Below are 16,893 nucleotides of genomic sequence, written 5' to 3'. Positions count from 1 at the left end.
ATCGAACCCAAGCGATGCTTGCAAAGATTCCCCAGGCTGCGTTCGGCTTTCGCTAGAATCTGCTTTCGTCGAGCCAAACATGAAGCCTATTCGCATTGTTGCAGCGGTATCGAATCACCAGTATCGCTAACCGTATTCATCCTCTACCGGAGGCGAGCGTGCCAGGTTTACTTCCCGATGTCGACCCCCAGGGACTCCTCGAATATTCAGTCGTATACACAGATCGGTCCATCAACCATATGTCGCGGCTTTTCCAGGGCGTCATGCGCGATATTTCCGCCGTCCTGAAAAACGTCTACAACGCGAGATCGGTCGTCGTCGTCCCGGGCAGCGGTACATTCGGCATGGAAGCCGTGGCACGGCAGTTCGCGACGAACAAGAAGTGTCTGGTCATCCGCAATGGCTGGTTCAGTTTCCGCTGGTCGCAGATTTTCGACATGGGCAGCATTCCGTCCGAATCGACGGTATTGAAGGCGCGTCCGGTCGAGCAAGGAAGGCAGGCCGCCTATGCACCGCCGGCAATCGAAGACGTGGTCGCCGCGATCAGGCAACACAAGCCGGATCTGGTCTTTGCGCCGCACGTCGAAACCGCATCCGGGATGATGCTGCCCGACGCGTGGTTGCGCGAGGTTTCCGACGCTGTGCATGCTGCCGGCGGGATGTTCGTGCTGGATTGCATCGCCTCCGGCACGGTCTGGGTCGACATGGAGGCCACCGGTGTCGACGTGCTCATCAGTGCGCCGCAAAAGGGGTGGAGTGCCTCGCCGTGCTGCGCGATGGTCATGCTCAGTCCTCTCGCGCGCGAAAGAATCGACGCAACGACCAGCACCAGTTTCGCCTGCGATCTTCGCAAGTGGCTGCAGATCATGGAGACCTACGAGAGCGGCGCATTTGCGTACCACGCCACGATGCCCACGGACAGTCTCGCGACGCTGCGCGACGTGATGAAAGAAACCGAGGCATACGGTTTCGAAAAGGTGCGCTCGGAGCAGCTCGAACTCGGTTCGCGCATTCGCTCGCTTCTGGTCAGCAAGGGCTTCAGAAGCGTGGCGGCCGAAGGTTATCAGGCACCGGGCGTCGTAGTCAGCTACACGGACGACGACGGCATACGGTCCGGCGAGAAATTCGCCGATGCGGGCGTGCAGATCGCGGCCGGCGTGCCCTTGCAATGCGACGAGCCAGCGGATTTCAAGACCTTCCGCATCGGCCTGTTCGGGCTGGACAAGCTGCATGACGTCGAAGGCACGGTTGCCAGGTTCGCCAAAGCATTGGACCGCATTCTCTAGCTTGCTCTTCGGAAGTCAGCGCCCATGGCTCGCTCCTCGATTGCTAGCGCACGTTAGCAATCGAAGGGCAGCTCGCCCTGGATCGGGCCCGTATCAGGGCCATCGGGGTTGTCGGCCGATCGACGTTCAAGCGCACTGACGCGCACGCCAATGAGCCTGATGCGCCGATCCAGTTCGATACGCTTCAGACATGCGCCGACGGCGCGCCGGATATTGGCCGTATCGCGAACACCCACAGGCAGCGATATATCCCGGGTAACGATTTTGAAGTCAGCGAATTTGACTTTGACGCCCACCGTCCGACCGCAATAGCCCTTGCGATCCAGATCGTCCGCGACTCTTTCGCAAAGCTGAGTCAGCGCGGGTGTCAGGACCGCGCGATCGCGTTCGACGTGCATGTCGCGTTCAAAAGTGGTTTCGCGGCTCATTGACTTTGGCTCCGACGACACCACGACCTCACGGTCATCCAAGCCGTGTGCGATTCGCGCGAGCCACGCGGCGTAGGTGCGCCCAAAGCTTTCCTGTAGCAGCCCGAGATCGGCGCGCGCGAGATCACCGACCGTCGAGATACCGAGCTCAGCCAGACGTTCGCTAGCGCGCGGCCCGATGCCATTGACCTTTTTTGCGGCTAGCGGCCAGATGCGCGACTCGAGGTCCGACATCGAGAGAATCGTGAGGCCGTCGGGTTTGTCCAGTTCGGAGCCGATCTTTGCAAGCAGTTTGTTCGGTGCAATCGCAATGGAGCACGTTAGGCCCGTGGCTTCGCGAACCGCATTCTTGATGCGCAGGCCAAGCGAGCGCGATTCGCCCTCCACCAGCGTGAGGTCGACGAATATCTCGTCGATGCCCCGGTCCTCGATTCGGTCCGTGAAGGTTCGAACGGCATCCTTGAAGAGACGCGAGTAGCGTCGATACGAGTCGAAATCGGTTGGCAAAAGAATGGCATCTGGCGCGAGTTGCGCGGCCTTCATCATGCCCATTGCGGAAAACACCCCGAACGCCCGCGCCTCGTAAGTCGACGTTGTCACGACGCCTCGTCCCGCGTAGTCGCGCAGCCGCGCGAAGCGGCGCGTGCCATCGGGGCGCAGTTCCGGCGTGGCATTGCGGCCACCTCCGATGACAACCGGCTTGCCGCGCAGTTCTGGATACCGGAGCAGTTCTACCGAAGCATAGAACGCATCCATATCGACATGCGCGATGCGACGTAACGGCGGTGGATTCACGTTTACCTTTCTGCCAGGAGGCTCAATCTATTCACCAGGATCGGCAAATTAACCGGCTCATGGTTTCTGGATTTCTCGTTGAGCACACCATGGGTTTGGACTACGTCGCCGCTGAGTCCAATGAACGGTTGAATAATCGAAGCGCGCGGCATCGTCGCTCCTGAATTCGAGCCTATAGAAGAAAGTACTGTATATTTGTACAGTATATCACGATGGTTGCTCGCTTTTGCGTCGTCCGGCTGTTTGCGCGCGACCTGGAGAATCGAATGCCGCTGGCGCGGATGCGGCGAACGCAAAACCCTACTCGCGTCAGGCCGCAAATGCGCGGTCGCAAATCTCGACGCGGTTGCGGCCCATATGCTTGGCGCGATAAAGCGCATTGTCGGCGTCGCGCGCGAGCTGTTCGATTGTCGCTTCGGCGGCGGCGAGACAAGCAACGCCCGCGCTACAGGTGTAGCTAACGCCTGGTCTGCGCACGGGCTCGGCAATCCGCGCGCAGATGGCCCCTGCCAGCTGGTAAGCGCTTTGCAAGGAGAGGGACGGCAGCAGCACAGCGAACTCTTCTCCACCCCAGCGCGCAAGATAAGCCGATTGCGGCACCACTTCGCTGGCGCGTTGCGCGAAATCGATCAGCACGCGGTCCCCTGCGTCGTGCCCGTGCTCGTCGTTCACGCGCTTGAAGTGGTCGAGGTCGATCAGCAGCATCGAGAGAACGCCACCATTGCGTTTTGCCCGCTCCTGTTCGTCTTCGAACGCGAGCGCCAGCGCGCGGCGGTTCAGCAGACCTGTCAGGGGATCACAGTATGACTGCCGTTCAAGCTCGGTGCGTAGTCGTTCCGTCGCGATCAGCAGAAGACCCACTGTTACGAGCAGCGAGAACGCCGCTCCTGCGGTGAGATAGAACGTCTGTATCGAACCGGGATCGAAAAGATCGGGCAAGCGCTCTGTCGCAAGCGCGGCGGTGATGCAGCGCGCACCTGCCACAAGGGATTCGGCCAGAAGGAGCACGCCGACGGAGAGGGCCGGGCGATTCGGCCGCCCGACGCGCAGCAGGAGGATGCCGTGCATACCGTAGAGCACCGTCAGCACGCCAGTGATCAGGATGGTACGGCCCGCGACCGATTCATGGACCAGCCACAACCAGGCCGTACCGGCAGCGCCGATCGTGAGCAGCATTGCGACGAAGCGGCCACGCGGTCGTCGCCCGAAGAAAAGCTGCGAGCCGACGAGTGCCAGCCCGGTGCCAAAGAGAATTCCGCAATTCGCCACGAGGATCGACAGCCAGTCCGGCACGCTGCCGCGCAACGCGAGGAGGATGGCCGACACGCTGACCACCAGCGCACCGAAAGCCCAGTGGCGGACTCCGCGTATGTTCTGAGGAAAGCTTCGCGCGAGCGAAAAGAGGGCGATTGCCATGAGTCCCGGCATGACCGAAGACATCAAGATGACGGTGCGCAAATCGAAAAGCGGCATGCGGATCCAACGAGGGGGCGTCGGGTTTATATACCACATCCCGGCGCGTCGCAGCGATGCCCGCAGTAGAAATTACATGAGGATTTTATGGGTGATGATTGGCCTCTTTGGCCGGAGAGAAGTGGGGCGCGAAAAATACAGGCAAATGCCGTCGCGCAAGGGCGCTCAACGGACGCATAAAAGGCGTCCCGGTACTGTACATTTCGACAGCGCGTTGCGAGGCGCATTGGTTGTCGACTACGAGGCGCCGAAAAGCCCCGTAGTCGATTTAGTTGCGACATCAATCAGATGACGTCGCCAAGGCGTGTCAATGCGGCACGTTCACGACGCCGTTGCTCGCATGAATCGCATTGCTGCCCGGATTTTCGACAATGGCGGGGAGGTTCGCCACGCCAAGCGGCGGCGTGCCACTCGGCCCGACGCCCCGCGGTATCGTGCGGATCACCTGTGACGGCGGCAGCGGCGTGCCGTTCTTCAGGTGACGCCACATCAGATTGAGCGCCTCGATGTTGTAGTAGTGAACGGGCACGAATCGGCTAGCGAAGCCGGCCACGGGAAGAAACGCGTCGAAGTGTTGCCCGTTCGTCACCTCGTACAGCGACAACTGACTGCGCGAGCCTTCCCTCTCGCTGTTGGCCGCCAGGTAAGCGCGCGAGGCGTGATTGATCGGCACGAGCGCATCGCTGCGGCCCTGCACGATGATCGCGGGCTTGCCGTGCAGGTTCGCGTTCACGCTGATCGCCTGGACGCTGCGGCGCATGCGCGGATCGCCCTTCGTCCACAGATCGCGCAGACATACGGCCCCGGCGAAGCTGGCGTCGGGCGTCGCCAGCCGATGGTCGGCGCCGCCGGGCGGCGTGACGTTATAGACGAGATTGATCCCATTGGTCGGCGGCACACCATTGCCCACACCGAAGACGGTGAGCATGGGCGAGGCCGTGGGCGTGACGCCCGCGGCACCCGTGGAAGCGTTTGTCGTGCCGAAGCTGAATCCACACAGGTTATCGATCACGCTCGAGCGCGTGTACGCGTCGGCGTAGGTCACGGCGACGGCCGGCACGGCCTGGGAGTCCCACATCGGCGCTTGCAGCAGGTCGGACTCCGCCTCGTAGCCGGCTTCGTGCAGACGTGCGAGCGCGTCGTTCGCCTGCGCCTGCGTGTCGGCGCCGTGGATGTAGCCTGCCACCGCGAGCGACGAGCAGCGGGCCTCGCGGATGGCCGTTGTCGTCGCAACGGGCAGCGCCGTGAGATAGGGCGCGCCGGCGGCGGCCTCCGCGAGCGCGGCGCAGGGTTGCAGCAGATTGGCGAGCGTCATGTAGTCGGCGAGCGGTTTGCCCGCCGCCGCGATACGCTGGCCCCCTTCCTTCACCTGCGCGTTGCCGGGCATGCGGACGTTGATTTGCGGCTCGCCCACCACCACGGCTGTGATCCACTTGCCCGGATCCTGCTCGGCCGCCGCAAGCGACGCACCGCCGCCGTTGCTCACGGAAGCCGCGATCGTCATGATGTCGCCGGGCGCATAGCGCACGCCGTGATGCGATGCATTGCCCGATACGCTGACGAGCGGCCCGAACCGCTCGTTCAGCACCCAGTATGCGAACTGGACCGCCTCCAGCGTGTCCTTGCCCCAGTCCTCTTCCGGATTCTGCTGGGAATGCGCGTGCTTGAACGCATAGCGATTCGGAAACTTCTGGTTATACGCGGCCAGTTCGCCAGGCGGGACATTCGCAGTGAAAATGCTCGCATGCCCGGCTGTGGCGGCGTTAGCGAGACGGCCGTCGATCAGCGTGACGAGATCGCTCATGAGCTCGTGCGCGCCGTTGCCCGTGCCTTTGTCGGTATAAGCGACCGCGCAGCCGCGCTTGAGTCCCCACTCTCCGGCCGCCGAAATGGCGCCGTAGACGCCGCGCGAGCCCGACGACGTGGCCGTGACGATGCACGCGTTTGCCGGATCGAAGCTCGCGGGCACCTGCACGAGCAGGCTGACGTTCTGCCGGCCGGTGCCATTGTCCGCAAACGCGAGATATTCGGTGCCGGCGATTTTTCCTTCACCCAGTGTGTCGTTGCCATAAACGTCGACATTGGGCCCCCAGAAGCGGCCATAACCGCCGTTCGCCGTGATGTCGACGAGCGCGCGATAGTTCGCCCAGATCGCGAGCCTGCGCAGCTCCGCCGCAGTTGGCGCCGCGGGGTTCAAGACGGCCGGCTGCGGCCCGACGAGCCCGGTCTTCCCGAGCCCGGCGGTGAGCAGGTCGTCGCTCGTGCCGTCATAGTTTGTCGTCCGCAAACTGCTCGCCACCACAAACGCGGGCAGCCGGTTCCATTCGGGCATGCCGCCGTCGTGTTCGCCAGCGCCTGCGCCGGGCGCAATCGCCATGCCAGCCATGGCTATCGCGGCACAGAGGCGCGCTTTTTTTCCTCGGACTGCGAACGGGGTATCTCTCATCAGTGTCTCCGTGTTTTTTGCTCGGACAAAATTGAAGTACGTGGGAAGACCGTTCAAACATGCCGGAGCGCGGCATCATTGGACATTAGGACATCCGGATTGAGGATGCCAGCAGTGATTGTCCGCAGAGGGGGGCGAAAGGCGATTGGCGCGGTAACAGCGTCGGTCGATGCGCGCACAACTTATGGACACGTAACTTGGCGCGTGCAGCGCCAGGAACGCTGAACGCTCGCGAACCGCGATGGTCGATGCGATCCGTCACGCGCCGGGGTGACTTTTCCCCGTCGCTTGACGCTCGTCGGCGTCTACGATACGCTGCGCGCGCTGGTCGGAGCGCGCGTCCCTATGGGGGTTTTTACCGGAGCGCACCGTTGCCGGCCAACTGGAGCGCCCGGCTTGCCATCTGAATCCTTCCCGACCCTGGACCGAAGAATTGAAGCGCATCGCGTTCGTGACTCTCATAGCCGTCGGCGCATCTTCGCTTTTCGTTTCATGCGGCACAAAGGCAGGGGACGAGTTCATCGGATCGTGGAAGGCGGCGGGCGATATCGACACGACCGTAATCAGCCGCCGTGGCGACGAATTCCTGGTCACGAACACGGGCGATCCGTCGACACACATTCCCCTTCAGTACGAACACGGTTTGCTGGTGATGTCGGACGCAAACGGCGAGCTCGAAATTCGCTACGACGGGAAGCGGGACGCCATCACGGCAAGCGTACCCGGTTTTCCAGTCGGGCTCGTATTGCCCCGCGTGAAATGAGAGCTACTCGGCAACTCACTCGAATGCCCTTCGAATTTCGCGATGCGAAGAACATGCGGTTGCCGATGCCATATAGCGTAGTTAGATGTCGATTTCAATTATCGCCGCTTTGATCGTATTTCTTTTCGGATATCGAAAATCAAACGTCAGCTACCTGGCGCTCGTGAAGAATACCGCCCGCATTCCGACGAGCGACGTGCCTCAATATCTCCAGACGCAGCGGCAATGATTCGCTTTCGGCTGCGGCCGGGGCGGTGCGCTACTCTTCACAGGGAAAACGAGGGGTTGCCTTCAGTCTCGCCGCAGACGTGCCGCTTTTGTACGGCGCGGCGCGGGGTTCTACGTGTCGATGGTACCCTTGGAAATCAAGGTCAACATGGCTGGAGTTCTCCATCATGAAGCGCTTGTGCTGTGCAGCGTCCCTCTTCGTTGTCGTCGCCGGATGTGCATCGACGCCACCTGCTGCCGAGACCGACACCTACATGCTGCATAGCCCCGCGCCAGCCGGTTCGCACTCGTCAAAACCCCCGAGACTCACGGTCGGCGTAAGCGATCCCGATACACAACTGATCCTGCCGTGGTTTCTCAATGACATTATTAATTTCGTGAACTATCGCTAGCCTCATTCCAAAACACGTCGTGTTGCTCGGTCGTCGGGCGTCGGTCGGCCAGGAGCCGTCGTTCGTTCAACCCCATGGCAGCCGTTCGAGTGTCTCGTCCACTCCTCGAAGCTGACTGACAGCCACGCGCGCAATTCGGCCCGCCGGGAACACGCGGGGGATGTGGATCTGGCATTCCCCGAAATCGCTCCTTGCAATGCCCCAGCGCCTTCAGTTCTCTATCGCAACTTACCGAGCCACAGCGCGGTAAGCGTTGAGCGATTCCGGACGTTGAATTTGGCATAGATCGACTTGATATGGACATGCGTCGTATTCGGACTTTGTTCGAGTTTCTGCGCGATCTGCTTTTCCGTGAGTCCGTCGAGCAGCCACAGCAGCACTCTTCGCTCGGCCGACGTCAGGGGCGCGTCGGCGATGAGCAGCCCGTGGCTGAGCAGTTGCTGCCGGCTGAACCATCTCAGCCCATGCATCACGAAGCACAGAAGCTCGAGATCCAGCGCAGAGAAGCGAGGTGCCTGCACATCGCGAAACACGAAGAGATGAATCCGAACATCATCGTTGAGCGTCCAACGCATCTGAATACTGTCGCCGTGGCCGACTTCGAGGTAGTGGCGCCGATAGTGCTCACCTTCAAACCATTCTGGGGGCATCGCCTCGAAGAGCAGGTTGGCGCTGAACGCTTCGTTACCTGACGCGGCCACGATATGTGAGGAGTCGACGCGGCCGGACAAGAGTGCGTCGTACTGCTCCTGCACGGAAGCCGCCACTGCAGGAACCGGATGCAGGAGCCGGGCCAGTCGTGGACGCCAGCCGAACAAAGGATCTTTTGGCGCGAGCGAATGCAATCGCACACCAGCGGACCAAAGCGCATTCTCGGCCTGGAGCATGGCACAGAGCGTGGTTAGCAGATAGGACAGTGCGGCATCGCCTTCGCCTGCGGAGAACTCGGCCAGGCGGTCCCAGAGTGCATAGACGTGATCGCGAGCCGGAGGATTGACGGAATCCGCAGATGGAAGCATGTCATCCCCAAGAAAAATGGGCGGACCATCGGTTCGGTGACCTTAAGCGTATCACCTCTTTAGGTGGTACCCAAACGCATCTCGGTGCTCGATAGTGATGCATCATCAAAGCAACAACGTCATCAACTGGGACGAAACAGCACTGGGTGCTCAGTGTCTCATGGGACGACAAAACCCATCAGTTGCTGGACCAGGCCGCCGCCCCAACGTGACGGGACTGGGTAAAGATCGCCCGGCTACTTACGGCGCTGAGGAACGGAACCGTGAAAAATGCAGTTCGAGATCCCAGCAGCGTCAGTGCGATCACACCATTTTGCGCTGCACAGTGTTTAATCGCAATTGTTGCGTTTGCATCTAACGCTTTGCTGTGCCGTGTTGCGCTATCGGGCGACAGCATCGACGCAGCTACATTTTCCGATATCCGCCTGCTGGCCGGAGGAGCCGCATTGCTCGTTGTGGGCAGGTTGAGACCTCAAAGTGCGCTTCCCCCCTGCTCGGATTGGGTCTCCGCCGCGGCATTGGGCGTTTTCGTTATCCTGTTCTCGTTCTCGTACGTTTCCCTCGCCGTTAGCACGGGCGCACTAGTATTTTCTGGAACGGTGCAGTTGGCGCTCTTTATTGCATCCATTCTTACCGGCGAGCGTTTCCATCGCCTTGCGCTCGCTGGCTATCTGTTAGCAATTATCGGGCTCCTCTGGTTGATCATACCAGGGGTTGCCGTTACGGGACTCGCCGGTTTGCTTACGATGGTTGGGGCCGGCGTCGCGTGGGCTGTCTATACCTTGCGAGGCAGGCGCGTCGCAAGTGCACTATCCGCAACCACTGGAAACTTCGTGCGGGCGGCGCCGATTGGCGTCGTCCTCGGATTGAGTCTGCACGATCACGTGCATGCAAGCGTTACCGGAATCATGCTTGCTGTGGTGTCTGGCAGTCTCACGTCGGCAATCGGCTTTGTGGTCTGGTGTTCAACGATCCGAAAATTGACGGCGATGTGCGCCGCAGCCGTTCAATTACTGGTGCCGCCCGTGGCGGCGCTCGGCGGAGTTCTATTCCTTCATGAAAATGCGAGTACGCGTCTTGTTTTGAGCTCTATCGCTATCATTATCGGTATCGCGCTCACCGTCTCGGTCAGCAAATCGCCTTGTCGTCGCACCGACAACCGACGAATAGCAGGCACCCGGTGGGACCGAGTTCGAAAGCTCACGTGCGACAGGCAAAGGTAACAGTCAATGCCCCAACTGCACTTCGATGGTCGGCTAGAGGAATATGATGTCGGGGGCGCACTGTCGATGTCTCATGTGCGCTGCACTACAGCCGCTTCGGCAATGAGTTGGTGAATGAGAGAAACGGGTCGACTACGGAAGTTCGCCGGTCAAACCGATCCGTTGCGCGTGCGCCTCCGATGGACTTCCGTGTTCGGCCATCAAGAGACACCCGCCATGCAGCTTCGAACGAGATCGAAAGCAGACATTGGCTCCCAGAAGACGACCGTCAGCAACGGGTCGACTGGGTGCGTTCACCGTCGATCCGCGATCGCTGAGTGCGACCGATGCGTACAGTCGGCCAGAAGCCGCCAGTCGACCGCGTCGCCTAGATCGCTGACAATCAGAGCAACTGAATTCCTGCCTACGGTGAAAGATGAGTGACAAGCCAGAAGGACAAAACCCCAGCGACTTACGCGGGGCGTTGGAGCGAGTTGTCGATGAGTGGTCCTTTATTGATTTTCTGAATGTGCTTGCATCCGATTGGTTCGAGGCGCCTAGTCTTTCGGGCTGGGAAAGTGGATCGATTGGTGCGTTCCTCGATGCGGCTGCCAGGTGGGCCGAAGCATCCGAAAATGGACTCCGGTTCTACGACGTCCCATCGAACCCGTGGCGCCGTGTCGCCGACATGCTTATCGCCGGCAAGGAATACGAGTAGGTAAACCACCACGAAACTACCTTTACCGGGCGAATGAAAGGTCCGGTGTGGGTCCGGCGATCGCCCGCACTCGGCGTGGGGCTCTGTGCGGCCACAACCCGTCGTTTACATGCGTAATCGGTCGGACGTTCAGCCGTCAGGTTCACTCAGTAACCGGCCGTTATCACAGACGAACGCTCCTTCTCGACCGTACCCGGCGGTGGCACGACCATTCGCCGATGGCGGCCGTGGTCAGCGTCTCTGACATTGTGTCCGCGACTAGTTCGAACGTCAGCTCTGCTCTTAGTGGGCTTCGATCTATAGTCAGTATGCTCGACAAGCGACCGGGAACAGCGTCAAATTGCAGGTAAAGGGGCTTTCATCTCCGCCCGGTCGACTCGGAACCGCGGACCTTCAATGCGCACTCGACTGTCAAGGACGACATGAAAAAGATCAGTGTGGACGCCGGCCCATTCCGTTTCGTCGGCCGGCTGGAAGAAGAAAGGGCGCCGCGCACCTGCCAGCGCTTCCTCGAATTGCTGCCGTTCAGGAACAAGGTGATTCATTCCCGCTGGAGCGGCGAAGCCGTATGGATCCCGTTGGGCGATTTCGATACCGGCCTCTCGTTTGAAAATCACACCAGCCACGCGTCACGCGGGGATATCCTTCTGTACCCCGGCGGGTTCAGCGAAACAGAATTCCTGTTCGTCTATGGCAGTTCGATCTTCGCGAGCAAAATGGGCCAGCTTGCCGGCAACCACTTCTTTACGTTGCTCGAAGGTCATGAGCATCTTGAGGCGTTCGGCAAACTCGTGCTGTGGGAGGGCGCGCAGGACATCGAGTTTTCTCTGGCGGATGACTAACGGTTCATCAATGAAGCCTTGAGCCATCGCCCATATCGAGCGGCTATCCTCCGACCAGGCGGCTTCAGGCGCGGCAGAGCATGGCGACTCGACGCTCCGCTCATCGCCCGTTTCGCAGGCCCTCGCTAATCCGCGCTCGCGGCCTGCAGCACTTTCATGACTTCCGCTGCCGTGTGCTCCGAATGCTCGCGCAGCAACCGGGCCAGGCACGCCCCATCGCGCCTCGACAGCGCATCCAGTATTTCGCCATGCTCGCCAAGCGATTCGGCCCAGCGCAGCACATCGGCATTGGCCGCCCCCCTCGCACGGTGGATCTTGCTCATCAACGAGGCATACAGGTCGGAGAGCACAGGATTGCTGGCGACATCGACGATCTGCTGGTGCACTTTCTGGTTGGCGCGGTAGTAGGCCGTGCGCTTGCCGTCGCGATGATAGGTTTCCATCACCCGATGGCGCTCCAGTAGCACCTTCATCTGCTTGTCGTCGATACGCTGCGCGGCGAGCCGTCCGGCGGTTTCCTCCAGCCCATGCAGGACTTCGAAGATCGCTGCGATCTCGTCCTTGTTGATCGGCGCTACCTGAAAGCCCATGTGCTGCCGGTGGGTCACGTGCCCTTCGGTCACCAGCGTCTTGAGCGCTTCGCGCAAGGGCGTTCTGGAGATGTCGAACTGCTCGCACAGCGCTTTCTCGTCAATATGCTCGCCGGGCGGCAACTCACCTTCGAGAATCATCTCGCGCAATCGCTCCGCGATCGCCGCATACATACCCGTGCCGCGCAGGCTGATCCGCTTGCGTGTTTCCGCCGGTAGTGACTTCATGTCCATGTCGCCTGTTGCCGTTTGTATCTTCCGCTTTTGCTTAATTGTCTTACAGCTTCGATCCGTTCGCCACAAAAATAAAGAACGTTATAGATCAGCCACTTACAGAGCTTGTAATTCATAATTTAGCATCATATACTGCGTTGGCGCATGCAGCGCACCGGGCCGGCAGCGGTCCCGGTCACAGACATGAAACCCGAAGGCCGTCATCAGGCGAACGGAGGAGACATAGATGCGAACCGTAAATGCGGCCGTGCAGGCCGAGGTCAGGACCGGCGTGCGCTGGCGAATCTTTCTGATCATGTTGATGCTGATTTCGATCAACTATGTGCACCGGGCCTCGCTGTCCGTCGCCATGCCGCTCATCGCAAAGGAGTTCCATATCGCGCCCGCCGTGCAGGGGCTAATTCTCAGTTCGTTCTTCTGGACCTATGCGTTCATGCAGATTCCTGGCGGCATGCTGGCTGACCGCTTCAAGCCGCGCATCGTGATTGCGTGCGCCACGTTGTTCTGGGGCTTTTTCCAGGGCATTGCAGCCATCTGCACGACGGCCAGTGCGCTGATCCTTACGCGTTTGGGTCTCGGCGCGGCAGAAGCGCCGATCTATCCGGCCGGCGGCAAGCTCAACGCGATGTGGATGACGCGGCACGAACGTGGCCGCGGCGCGACGCTGCTCGACGGTGGAGCTCCGCTTGGCGCAGCGCTCGGCGCGGTGATCATCTCCGGATTGATCAGCGAGTTCGGCTCCTGGCGCACGTCCTTCGTGGTGGCGGGTGTGGGCACCATGCTGGCCGGCCTGTTTGCCTGGTACTACATTCGTAACAACCCGCGCGAGCATCCGTCCGTGAACGATGCCGAAGCCCACTATCTCGAAGCGGCCCTGCAGGAAGAACACCGCAGCGAACCGGTTCATGCCAGCGGCCGCAGCCTGGATTTTTTCCGCTATCGCTCGGTGTGGGGCATGTTCTTCGGCTGGATGTGCTTCAACTCGCTGTTCTACGGCTTGCTCACCTGGATGCCGAACTATCTGAACAAGGTTCACGGCTTCAACATCCAGCAGATGGGCGGAGCGAGCTTCGCGATCTTCTTCAGTGGTTTCGTGGGTGAACTGGCCGGCGGGTGGATCGCCGACAAGTGGAAGGCGGCAGGCGGCTCGCCCAATCGCGTGATGCGCACGCTCTTCGGCATCGCCGCCCTGGCAGCTACCGCATCGATCTTCTCGGTTGCCTATGTCGGCGATGCCGCGACGGTGGTGGTACTGCTCGCCTCCACGCTGTTTTTCCTGCGCTGGTGCGGTCTGTACTGGTGCCTGCCTTCGATCCTCGGCACACGCAACAAGGTCGGCTTTCTCGGCGGCCTGATGAACCTCGGCGGCAATATCGGCGGCATTCTCGTCCCGATCATCGTTGGCCTGATCGTGCAGACCACTGGCTCGTACTTTCTGGCCCTGATGTCCTTCGCTGCCGCAGGCCTCGGTCTCCTCGTCTGTTCGACGCTGATCGACTACGAACGCAAGCTGCCTGTCTGAACCTTTTCACCTTCAACCAATCATCGCTGACATCATCATGAGCAAACGCGTCCGGCTCGGCATGCTTACCCCGTCATCCAACACCGCGCTCGAGCCAATCACGAGCGCGATGGTGGCCGAATTGCCCGGTGTAAGCGCCCATTTCTCGCGCTTCACGGTCACTGAAATCTCGTTGTCCGAGCACGCGCTCGGACAGTTCGACACAACCCACATCATTCAAGCCGCGCGCCTGCTGGCCGACGCCAGGGTCGATGTGATCGCGTGGAATGGCACGTCATCGGGCTGGCTCGGTTTCGAGACCGACCGTCGCCTGTGCCGCGAAATCGAAGCGGCGACCGGCATCCGGGCGACCACTTCAGTGCTCGCATTGAACGAAATTCTGGACCGGACCGGCGTGCGGAAATTCGGCCTCGTCAGTCCGTATCTCACGGAGGTCCAGCAGAAGATCGTTGCCAACTACCGCGAGAACGGCATCGATTGCTCTTGCGAAAACCATCTCGGCCTGAAAGTGAACTACCAGTTCTCCGAAGTCACCGAAGACACGCTGCGTTCACAGATCCACGAAGTCGCGACGCAGCGCCCGGAGGCAATCGTCACCTTCTGTACCAACCTGCACGCCGCGCATCTGGCTTCAGAAGTGGAGCAGCGCCACGGCGTCCCGCTCTACGACACGATCTCCACGGTGGTGTGGAAGTCACTGAAGCTCGCTGGCTACGATACGACTCGTCTCGCGGCTTGGGGTCGTCTGTTTTCCGAAGTTCTTTGAGAGGCCGGCCATGACCCCCGTGTACGACCTCGTGATCCGCAACGCCGACGTCATAACCGCGTCCGAGCGCTTCACCTGCGATATTGGCGTGAAGGACGGCATCGTCGTGGCGCTCGGCCGCGATCTCGGCGCAGGCAAGCGCGAGATCGACGCCACCGGCCTGCTGGCGTTGCCCGGCGGCATCGACGCGCACTGCCATCTCGATCAGCCCATGCCGGAAGGGCTGAAGATGGCGGATGACTTCCTGAGCGGCACACGCGCCGCCGTGTGCGGCGGCACCACGACCGTGATCCCGTTCGCCGCGCAGGCAAAGGGGCAATCGCTGAAAGCCGCGGTGGACGACTACCATCGCCGCGCCGACGGCCGCGCGGTCACCGACTACGCGTTTCACCTCATCGTCTCCGATCCGACGCCCGAGGTGCTGGAGCGCGAGTTGCCAGCGCTGATCGCGGCCGGTTACACGTCGTTCAAGATCTACATGACCTACGACGATCTCAAGCTGAGCGACCGCGAGATTCTCGAAGTGATGGATGTTGCCCGCCGCAACCAGGCGCTGGTCATGGTGCATGCCGAGAATTCGGACTGCATCGCGTGGCTGACCGACAAGCTCACCGAAGCCGGAAAGCACGCGCCGAAGTATCACGCGCTCTCGCGCCCGGCCGTGGTCGAGCGAGAGGCGACGCACCGCGCGATTGCCTTCTCCGAACTCGTCGACGTGCCGATCCTGATCGTTCATGTGTCGGGCCAGGATGCGATCGAACAGATCGAATGGGCGCAGCAACGCGGCCTGAACGTTTACGCCGAAACCTGCCCGCAATACCTGTATCTGACTGCCGAAGACCTCGGTCACGAGGACGGCTATCACGGAGCGAAATGTGTCTGCAGTCCGCCGCCGCGCGACACGTCCAGCCAGAAGGCCGTGTGGAGCGCACTGAAGCGCGGCACGTTCAGCGTGTTTTCGTCCGACCACGCACCGTTCTCGTTCGACGATCCGCAGGGCAAGAAGCCCGGCGGTGAAGAGGTCTCGTTCGAGCACATCCCGAACGGCATTCCCGGCATCGAGACCCGGCTGGCGCTGCTGTTCGATGGCGTGAGCCAGGGCAAGCTGTCGCTGCACAAGTTCGTCGAACTGACGTCGCTGAACCCCGCGAAGCTATACGGGCTTTATCCGCGCAAGGGAACGATTGCGGTCGGCGCCGACGCCGACATCGTACTGTGGGACCCGCTCAAGCAAGTCGCCATCGCGAACGAAGCGCTGCACCACAACGTCGACTACACGCCATACGAGGGCCGAAGCGTTCAGGGTTGGCCGAAGCATTGTCTTTCGCGCGGCGAACTGCTCGTCGAGAGCGGCCGCTATCTCGAGCCGGAGGCGGGACGGGGCCGGTTTCTCGCGGCGGGCAAACCGCAATACCTCGACCTTTGAAACCGGAGAGCAGCATGAAGATCCTCGTGATCAATCCCAATACCTCCGAGAGCGTCTCGACGTTGATCCAGGCGGAGGCGCAGCGCAGTGCCTCGCCCGGCACCGAGATCGAGGTCGCGACTGCGCCGTTCGGCGTTGCCTACATCGAGACACGCTTCGAAGCGCTGGTCGGCGCCTATGCGAGCGCGTGCGTGGCGGCCGAACGCCATGGCACTTATGACGGCGTCGTGATCGCCGCGTTCGGCGACCCGGGCCTTCACGGCATCAAGGAACTGATCGACGTGCCGGTCGTCGGGCTGACCGAGTCCTCACTGATGACCGCCGCGACGCTCGGGCAGCGCTTCTCGATCATCGCGATCTCGCCGCGCATCAAGGCGTGGTATCGCGAGACGGTCGAACGCGCTCATCTGGCGAGCCGGCTTGCCAGCATCCGCGCGCTCGAGGAGCCGTTGCGTGATATCGGCAGTGTGCAACAGGACTACGCGGCACGGCTGAAGGCACTGTGCAATGAGGTGGTCGACGATGACGGGGCCGACGTCATCATCATCGCAGGTGCCCCCCTCGCAGGGCTTGCACGCGAGATACGTAACGAACTGCCGGTTCCGGTGGTCGATGGCGTGTCGAGCGCGATTACCCAGCTTGAGGGCCTTATCCGCCTGGCGCCGAGAAAAGCGACGAGAGGCAGTTTCGCCCAGCCGCCAGTCAAGCCGAACCAAGGTCTGCCTGAACCGCTCGAGCGGCTGCTGAGCAGTGGGAAGACGGG

Annotated in this window: 15 protein-coding genes; 10 read left to right on the top strand and 5 right to left on the bottom strand. The window is 61.2% G+C overall.

Annotated elements, in window-relative coordinates; all coding sequences use genetic code 11:
* The first annotated feature begins 158 nt into the window (after positions 1 to 158).
* Positions 159 to 1,286 carry an aminotransferase class V-fold PLP-dependent enzyme gene (locus BMI01S_RS30945; RefSeq protein WP_028230882.1) on the top strand — a complete coding sequence of 376 codons (1,128 nt, stop codon included), beginning with the start codon at positions 159 to 161 and terminating at the stop codon, positions 1,284 to 1,286.
* A gap of 53 nt (positions 1,287 to 1,339) precedes the next feature.
* On the opposite strand, the gene dinB is transcribed toward BMI01S_RS30945, so the two are convergent.
* A complete protein-coding gene (dinB, locus tag BMI01S_RS30940; RefSeq protein WP_028215047.1) occupies positions 1,340 to 2,509 on the bottom strand; it encodes a DNA polymerase IV in 1,170 nt (389 codons plus the stop codon).
* Between the two features lie 309 nt (positions 2,510 to 2,818).
* The gene (locus tag BMI01S_RS30935) at positions 2,819 to 3,685 is read right to left on the bottom strand and encodes a GGDEF domain-containing protein (RefSeq protein WP_244145244.1); all 867 of its coding nucleotides are present in this window, start codon (positions 3,683 to 3,685) and stop codon (positions 2,819 to 2,821) included.
* 250 nt (positions 3,686 to 3,935) lie between these two features.
* Here BMI01S_RS30935 and BMI01S_RS42120 point away from each other — a divergent pair, with 250 nt between their 5' ends.
* Entirely contained in the window at positions 3,936 to 4,274 is a 339-nt protein-coding gene (locus BMI01S_RS42120; RefSeq protein WP_167334415.1) for a hypothetical protein, read from the top strand.
* Positions 4,275 to 4,289: 15 nt separating this feature from the next.
* On the opposite strand, the gene BMI01S_RS30930 is transcribed toward BMI01S_RS42120, so the two are convergent.
* Positions 4,290 to 6,368, bottom strand: a complete 2,079-nt coding sequence (locus BMI01S_RS30930) for a D-(-)-3-hydroxybutyrate oligomer hydrolase (protein ID WP_244145256.1) — start codon at positions 6,366 to 6,368, stop codon at positions 4,290 to 4,292.
* Positions 6,369 to 6,879: 511 nt separating this feature from the next.
* Here BMI01S_RS30930 and BMI01S_RS30925 point away from each other — a divergent pair.
* Positions 6,880 to 7,191: a hypothetical protein gene (locus BMI01S_RS30925; RefSeq protein WP_154671233.1), complete on the top strand. Its 312-nt coding sequence runs from the start codon at positions 6,880 to 6,882 to the stop codon at positions 7,189 to 7,191.
* An 838-nt stretch (positions 7,192 to 8,029) separates the two neighbouring features.
* Here the strand turns inward: BMI01S_RS30925 and BMI01S_RS30920 are convergent.
* A complete protein-coding gene (locus tag BMI01S_RS30920; protein WP_028230878.1) occupies positions 8,030 to 8,830 on the bottom strand; it encodes a helix-turn-helix transcriptional regulator in 801 nt (266 codons plus the stop codon).
* Positions 8,831 to 9,093: 263 nt separating this feature from the next.
* Here BMI01S_RS30920 and BMI01S_RS30915 point away from each other — a divergent pair, with 263 nt between their 5' ends.
* The 3 genes from BMI01S_RS30915 (at position 9,094) to BMI01S_RS30905 (ending at position 11,592) form a co-directional block, all read left to right on the top strand.
* Positions 9,094 to 10,053 carry a DMT family transporter gene (locus BMI01S_RS30915; protein ID WP_081716024.1) on the top strand — a complete coding sequence of 320 codons (960 nt, stop codon included), beginning with the start codon at positions 9,094 to 9,096 and terminating at the stop codon, positions 10,051 to 10,053.
* Positions 10,054 to 10,468: 415 nt separating this feature from the next.
* Positions 10,469 to 10,750, top strand: coding sequence for a DUF7660 family protein (locus BMI01S_RS30910; RefSeq protein ID WP_028230877.1), 282 nt, complete (start codon positions 10,469 to 10,471; stop codon positions 10,748 to 10,750).
* A gap of 422 nt (positions 10,751 to 11,172) precedes the next feature.
* Positions 11,173 to 11,592, top strand: a complete 420-nt coding sequence (locus BMI01S_RS30905) for a DUF3830 family protein (protein ID WP_028212314.1) — start codon at positions 11,173 to 11,175, stop codon at positions 11,590 to 11,592.
* Positions 11,593 to 11,717: 125 nt separating this feature from the next.
* Here BMI01S_RS30905 and BMI01S_RS30900 read toward each other — a convergent pair whose 3' ends face one another.
* Entirely contained in the window at positions 11,718 to 12,416 is a 699-nt protein-coding gene (locus BMI01S_RS30900) for a GntR family transcriptional regulator (RefSeq protein WP_042291762.1), read from the bottom strand.
* 226 nt (positions 12,417 to 12,642) lie between these two features.
* Between BMI01S_RS30900 and BMI01S_RS30895 the strand changes: the two genes are divergently transcribed.
* The 4 genes from BMI01S_RS30895 to BMI01S_RS30880 form a co-directional block, all read left to right on the top strand.
* Positions 12,643 to 13,938: an MFS transporter gene (locus tag BMI01S_RS30895; RefSeq protein WP_028230876.1), complete on the top strand. Its 1,296-nt coding sequence runs from the start codon at positions 12,643 to 12,645 to the stop codon at positions 13,936 to 13,938.
* Between the two features lie 37 nt (positions 13,939 to 13,975).
* Positions 13,976 to 14,704 (top strand): maleate cis-trans isomerase family protein, encoded by a 729-nt coding sequence (locus BMI01S_RS30890; protein WP_028212317.1) that lies wholly within the window; start codon positions 13,976 to 13,978, stop codon positions 14,702 to 14,704.
* A 10-nt stretch (positions 14,705 to 14,714) separates the two neighbouring features.
* Complete coding sequence (gene hydA, locus BMI01S_RS30885) at positions 14,715 to 16,130, top strand: dihydropyrimidinase (protein ID WP_028230875.1); 1,416 nt, start codon at positions 14,715 to 14,717, stop codon at positions 16,128 to 16,130.
* Between the two features lie 14 nt (positions 16,131 to 16,144).
* A partial coding sequence (locus BMI01S_RS30880) for an aspartate/glutamate racemase family protein (RefSeq protein WP_028212319.1) occupies positions 16,145 to 16,893 on the top strand: 749 nt, incomplete at its 3' end.

The organism is Paraburkholderia mimosarum LMG 23256 = NBRC 106338 (assembly GCF_000739815.1).
GTDB lineage: Bacteria > Pseudomonadota > Gammaproteobacteria > Burkholderiales > Burkholderiaceae > Paraburkholderia > Paraburkholderia mimosarum.
The sequence above is the reverse complement of the archived record's forward strand: the minus strand, read 5'-3'. Positions and strand labels throughout refer to the sequence as shown.

Excerpts from the sequence above, each read along its gene's own strand:
- BMI01S_RS30935 (WP_244145244.1), bottom strand. The coding sequence starts at position 3,685 with ATGCTGCTCACGATCGGCGCTGCCGGTACGGCCTGGTTGTGGCTGGTC.
- BMI01S_RS42120 (WP_167334415.1), top strand. The coding sequence starts at position 3,936 with ATGACCGAAGACATCAAGATGACGGTGCGCAAATCGAAAAGCGGCATG.
- BMI01S_RS30930 (WP_244145256.1), bottom strand. The coding sequence starts at position 6,368 with ATGGCTGGCATGGCGATTGCGCCCGGCGCAGGCGCTGGCGAACACGAC.
- BMI01S_RS30920 (WP_028230878.1), bottom strand. The coding sequence starts at position 8,830 with ATGCTTCCATCTGCGGATTCCGTCAATCCTCCGGCTCGCGATCACGTC.
- BMI01S_RS30910 (WP_028230877.1), top strand. The coding sequence starts at position 10,469 with ATGAGTGACAAGCCAGAAGGACAAAACCCCAGCGACTTACGCGGGGCG.
- BMI01S_RS30905 (WP_028212314.1), top strand. The coding sequence starts at position 11,173 with ATGAAAAAGATCAGTGTGGACGCCGGCCCATTCCGTTTCGTCGGCCGG.
- BMI01S_RS30900 (WP_042291762.1), bottom strand. The coding sequence starts at position 12,416 with ATGGACATGAAGTCACTACCGGCGGAAACACGCAAGCGGATCAGCCTG.
- BMI01S_RS30895 (WP_028230876.1), top strand. The coding sequence starts at position 12,643 with ATGCGAACCGTAAATGCGGCCGTGCAGGCCGAGGTCAGGACCGGCGTG.
- BMI01S_RS30890 (WP_028212317.1), top strand. The coding sequence starts at position 13,976 with ATGAGCAAACGCGTCCGGCTCGGCATGCTTACCCCGTCATCCAACACC.
- hydA (WP_028230875.1), top strand. The coding sequence starts at position 14,715 with ATGACCCCCGTGTACGACCTCGTGATCCGCAACGCCGACGTCATAACC.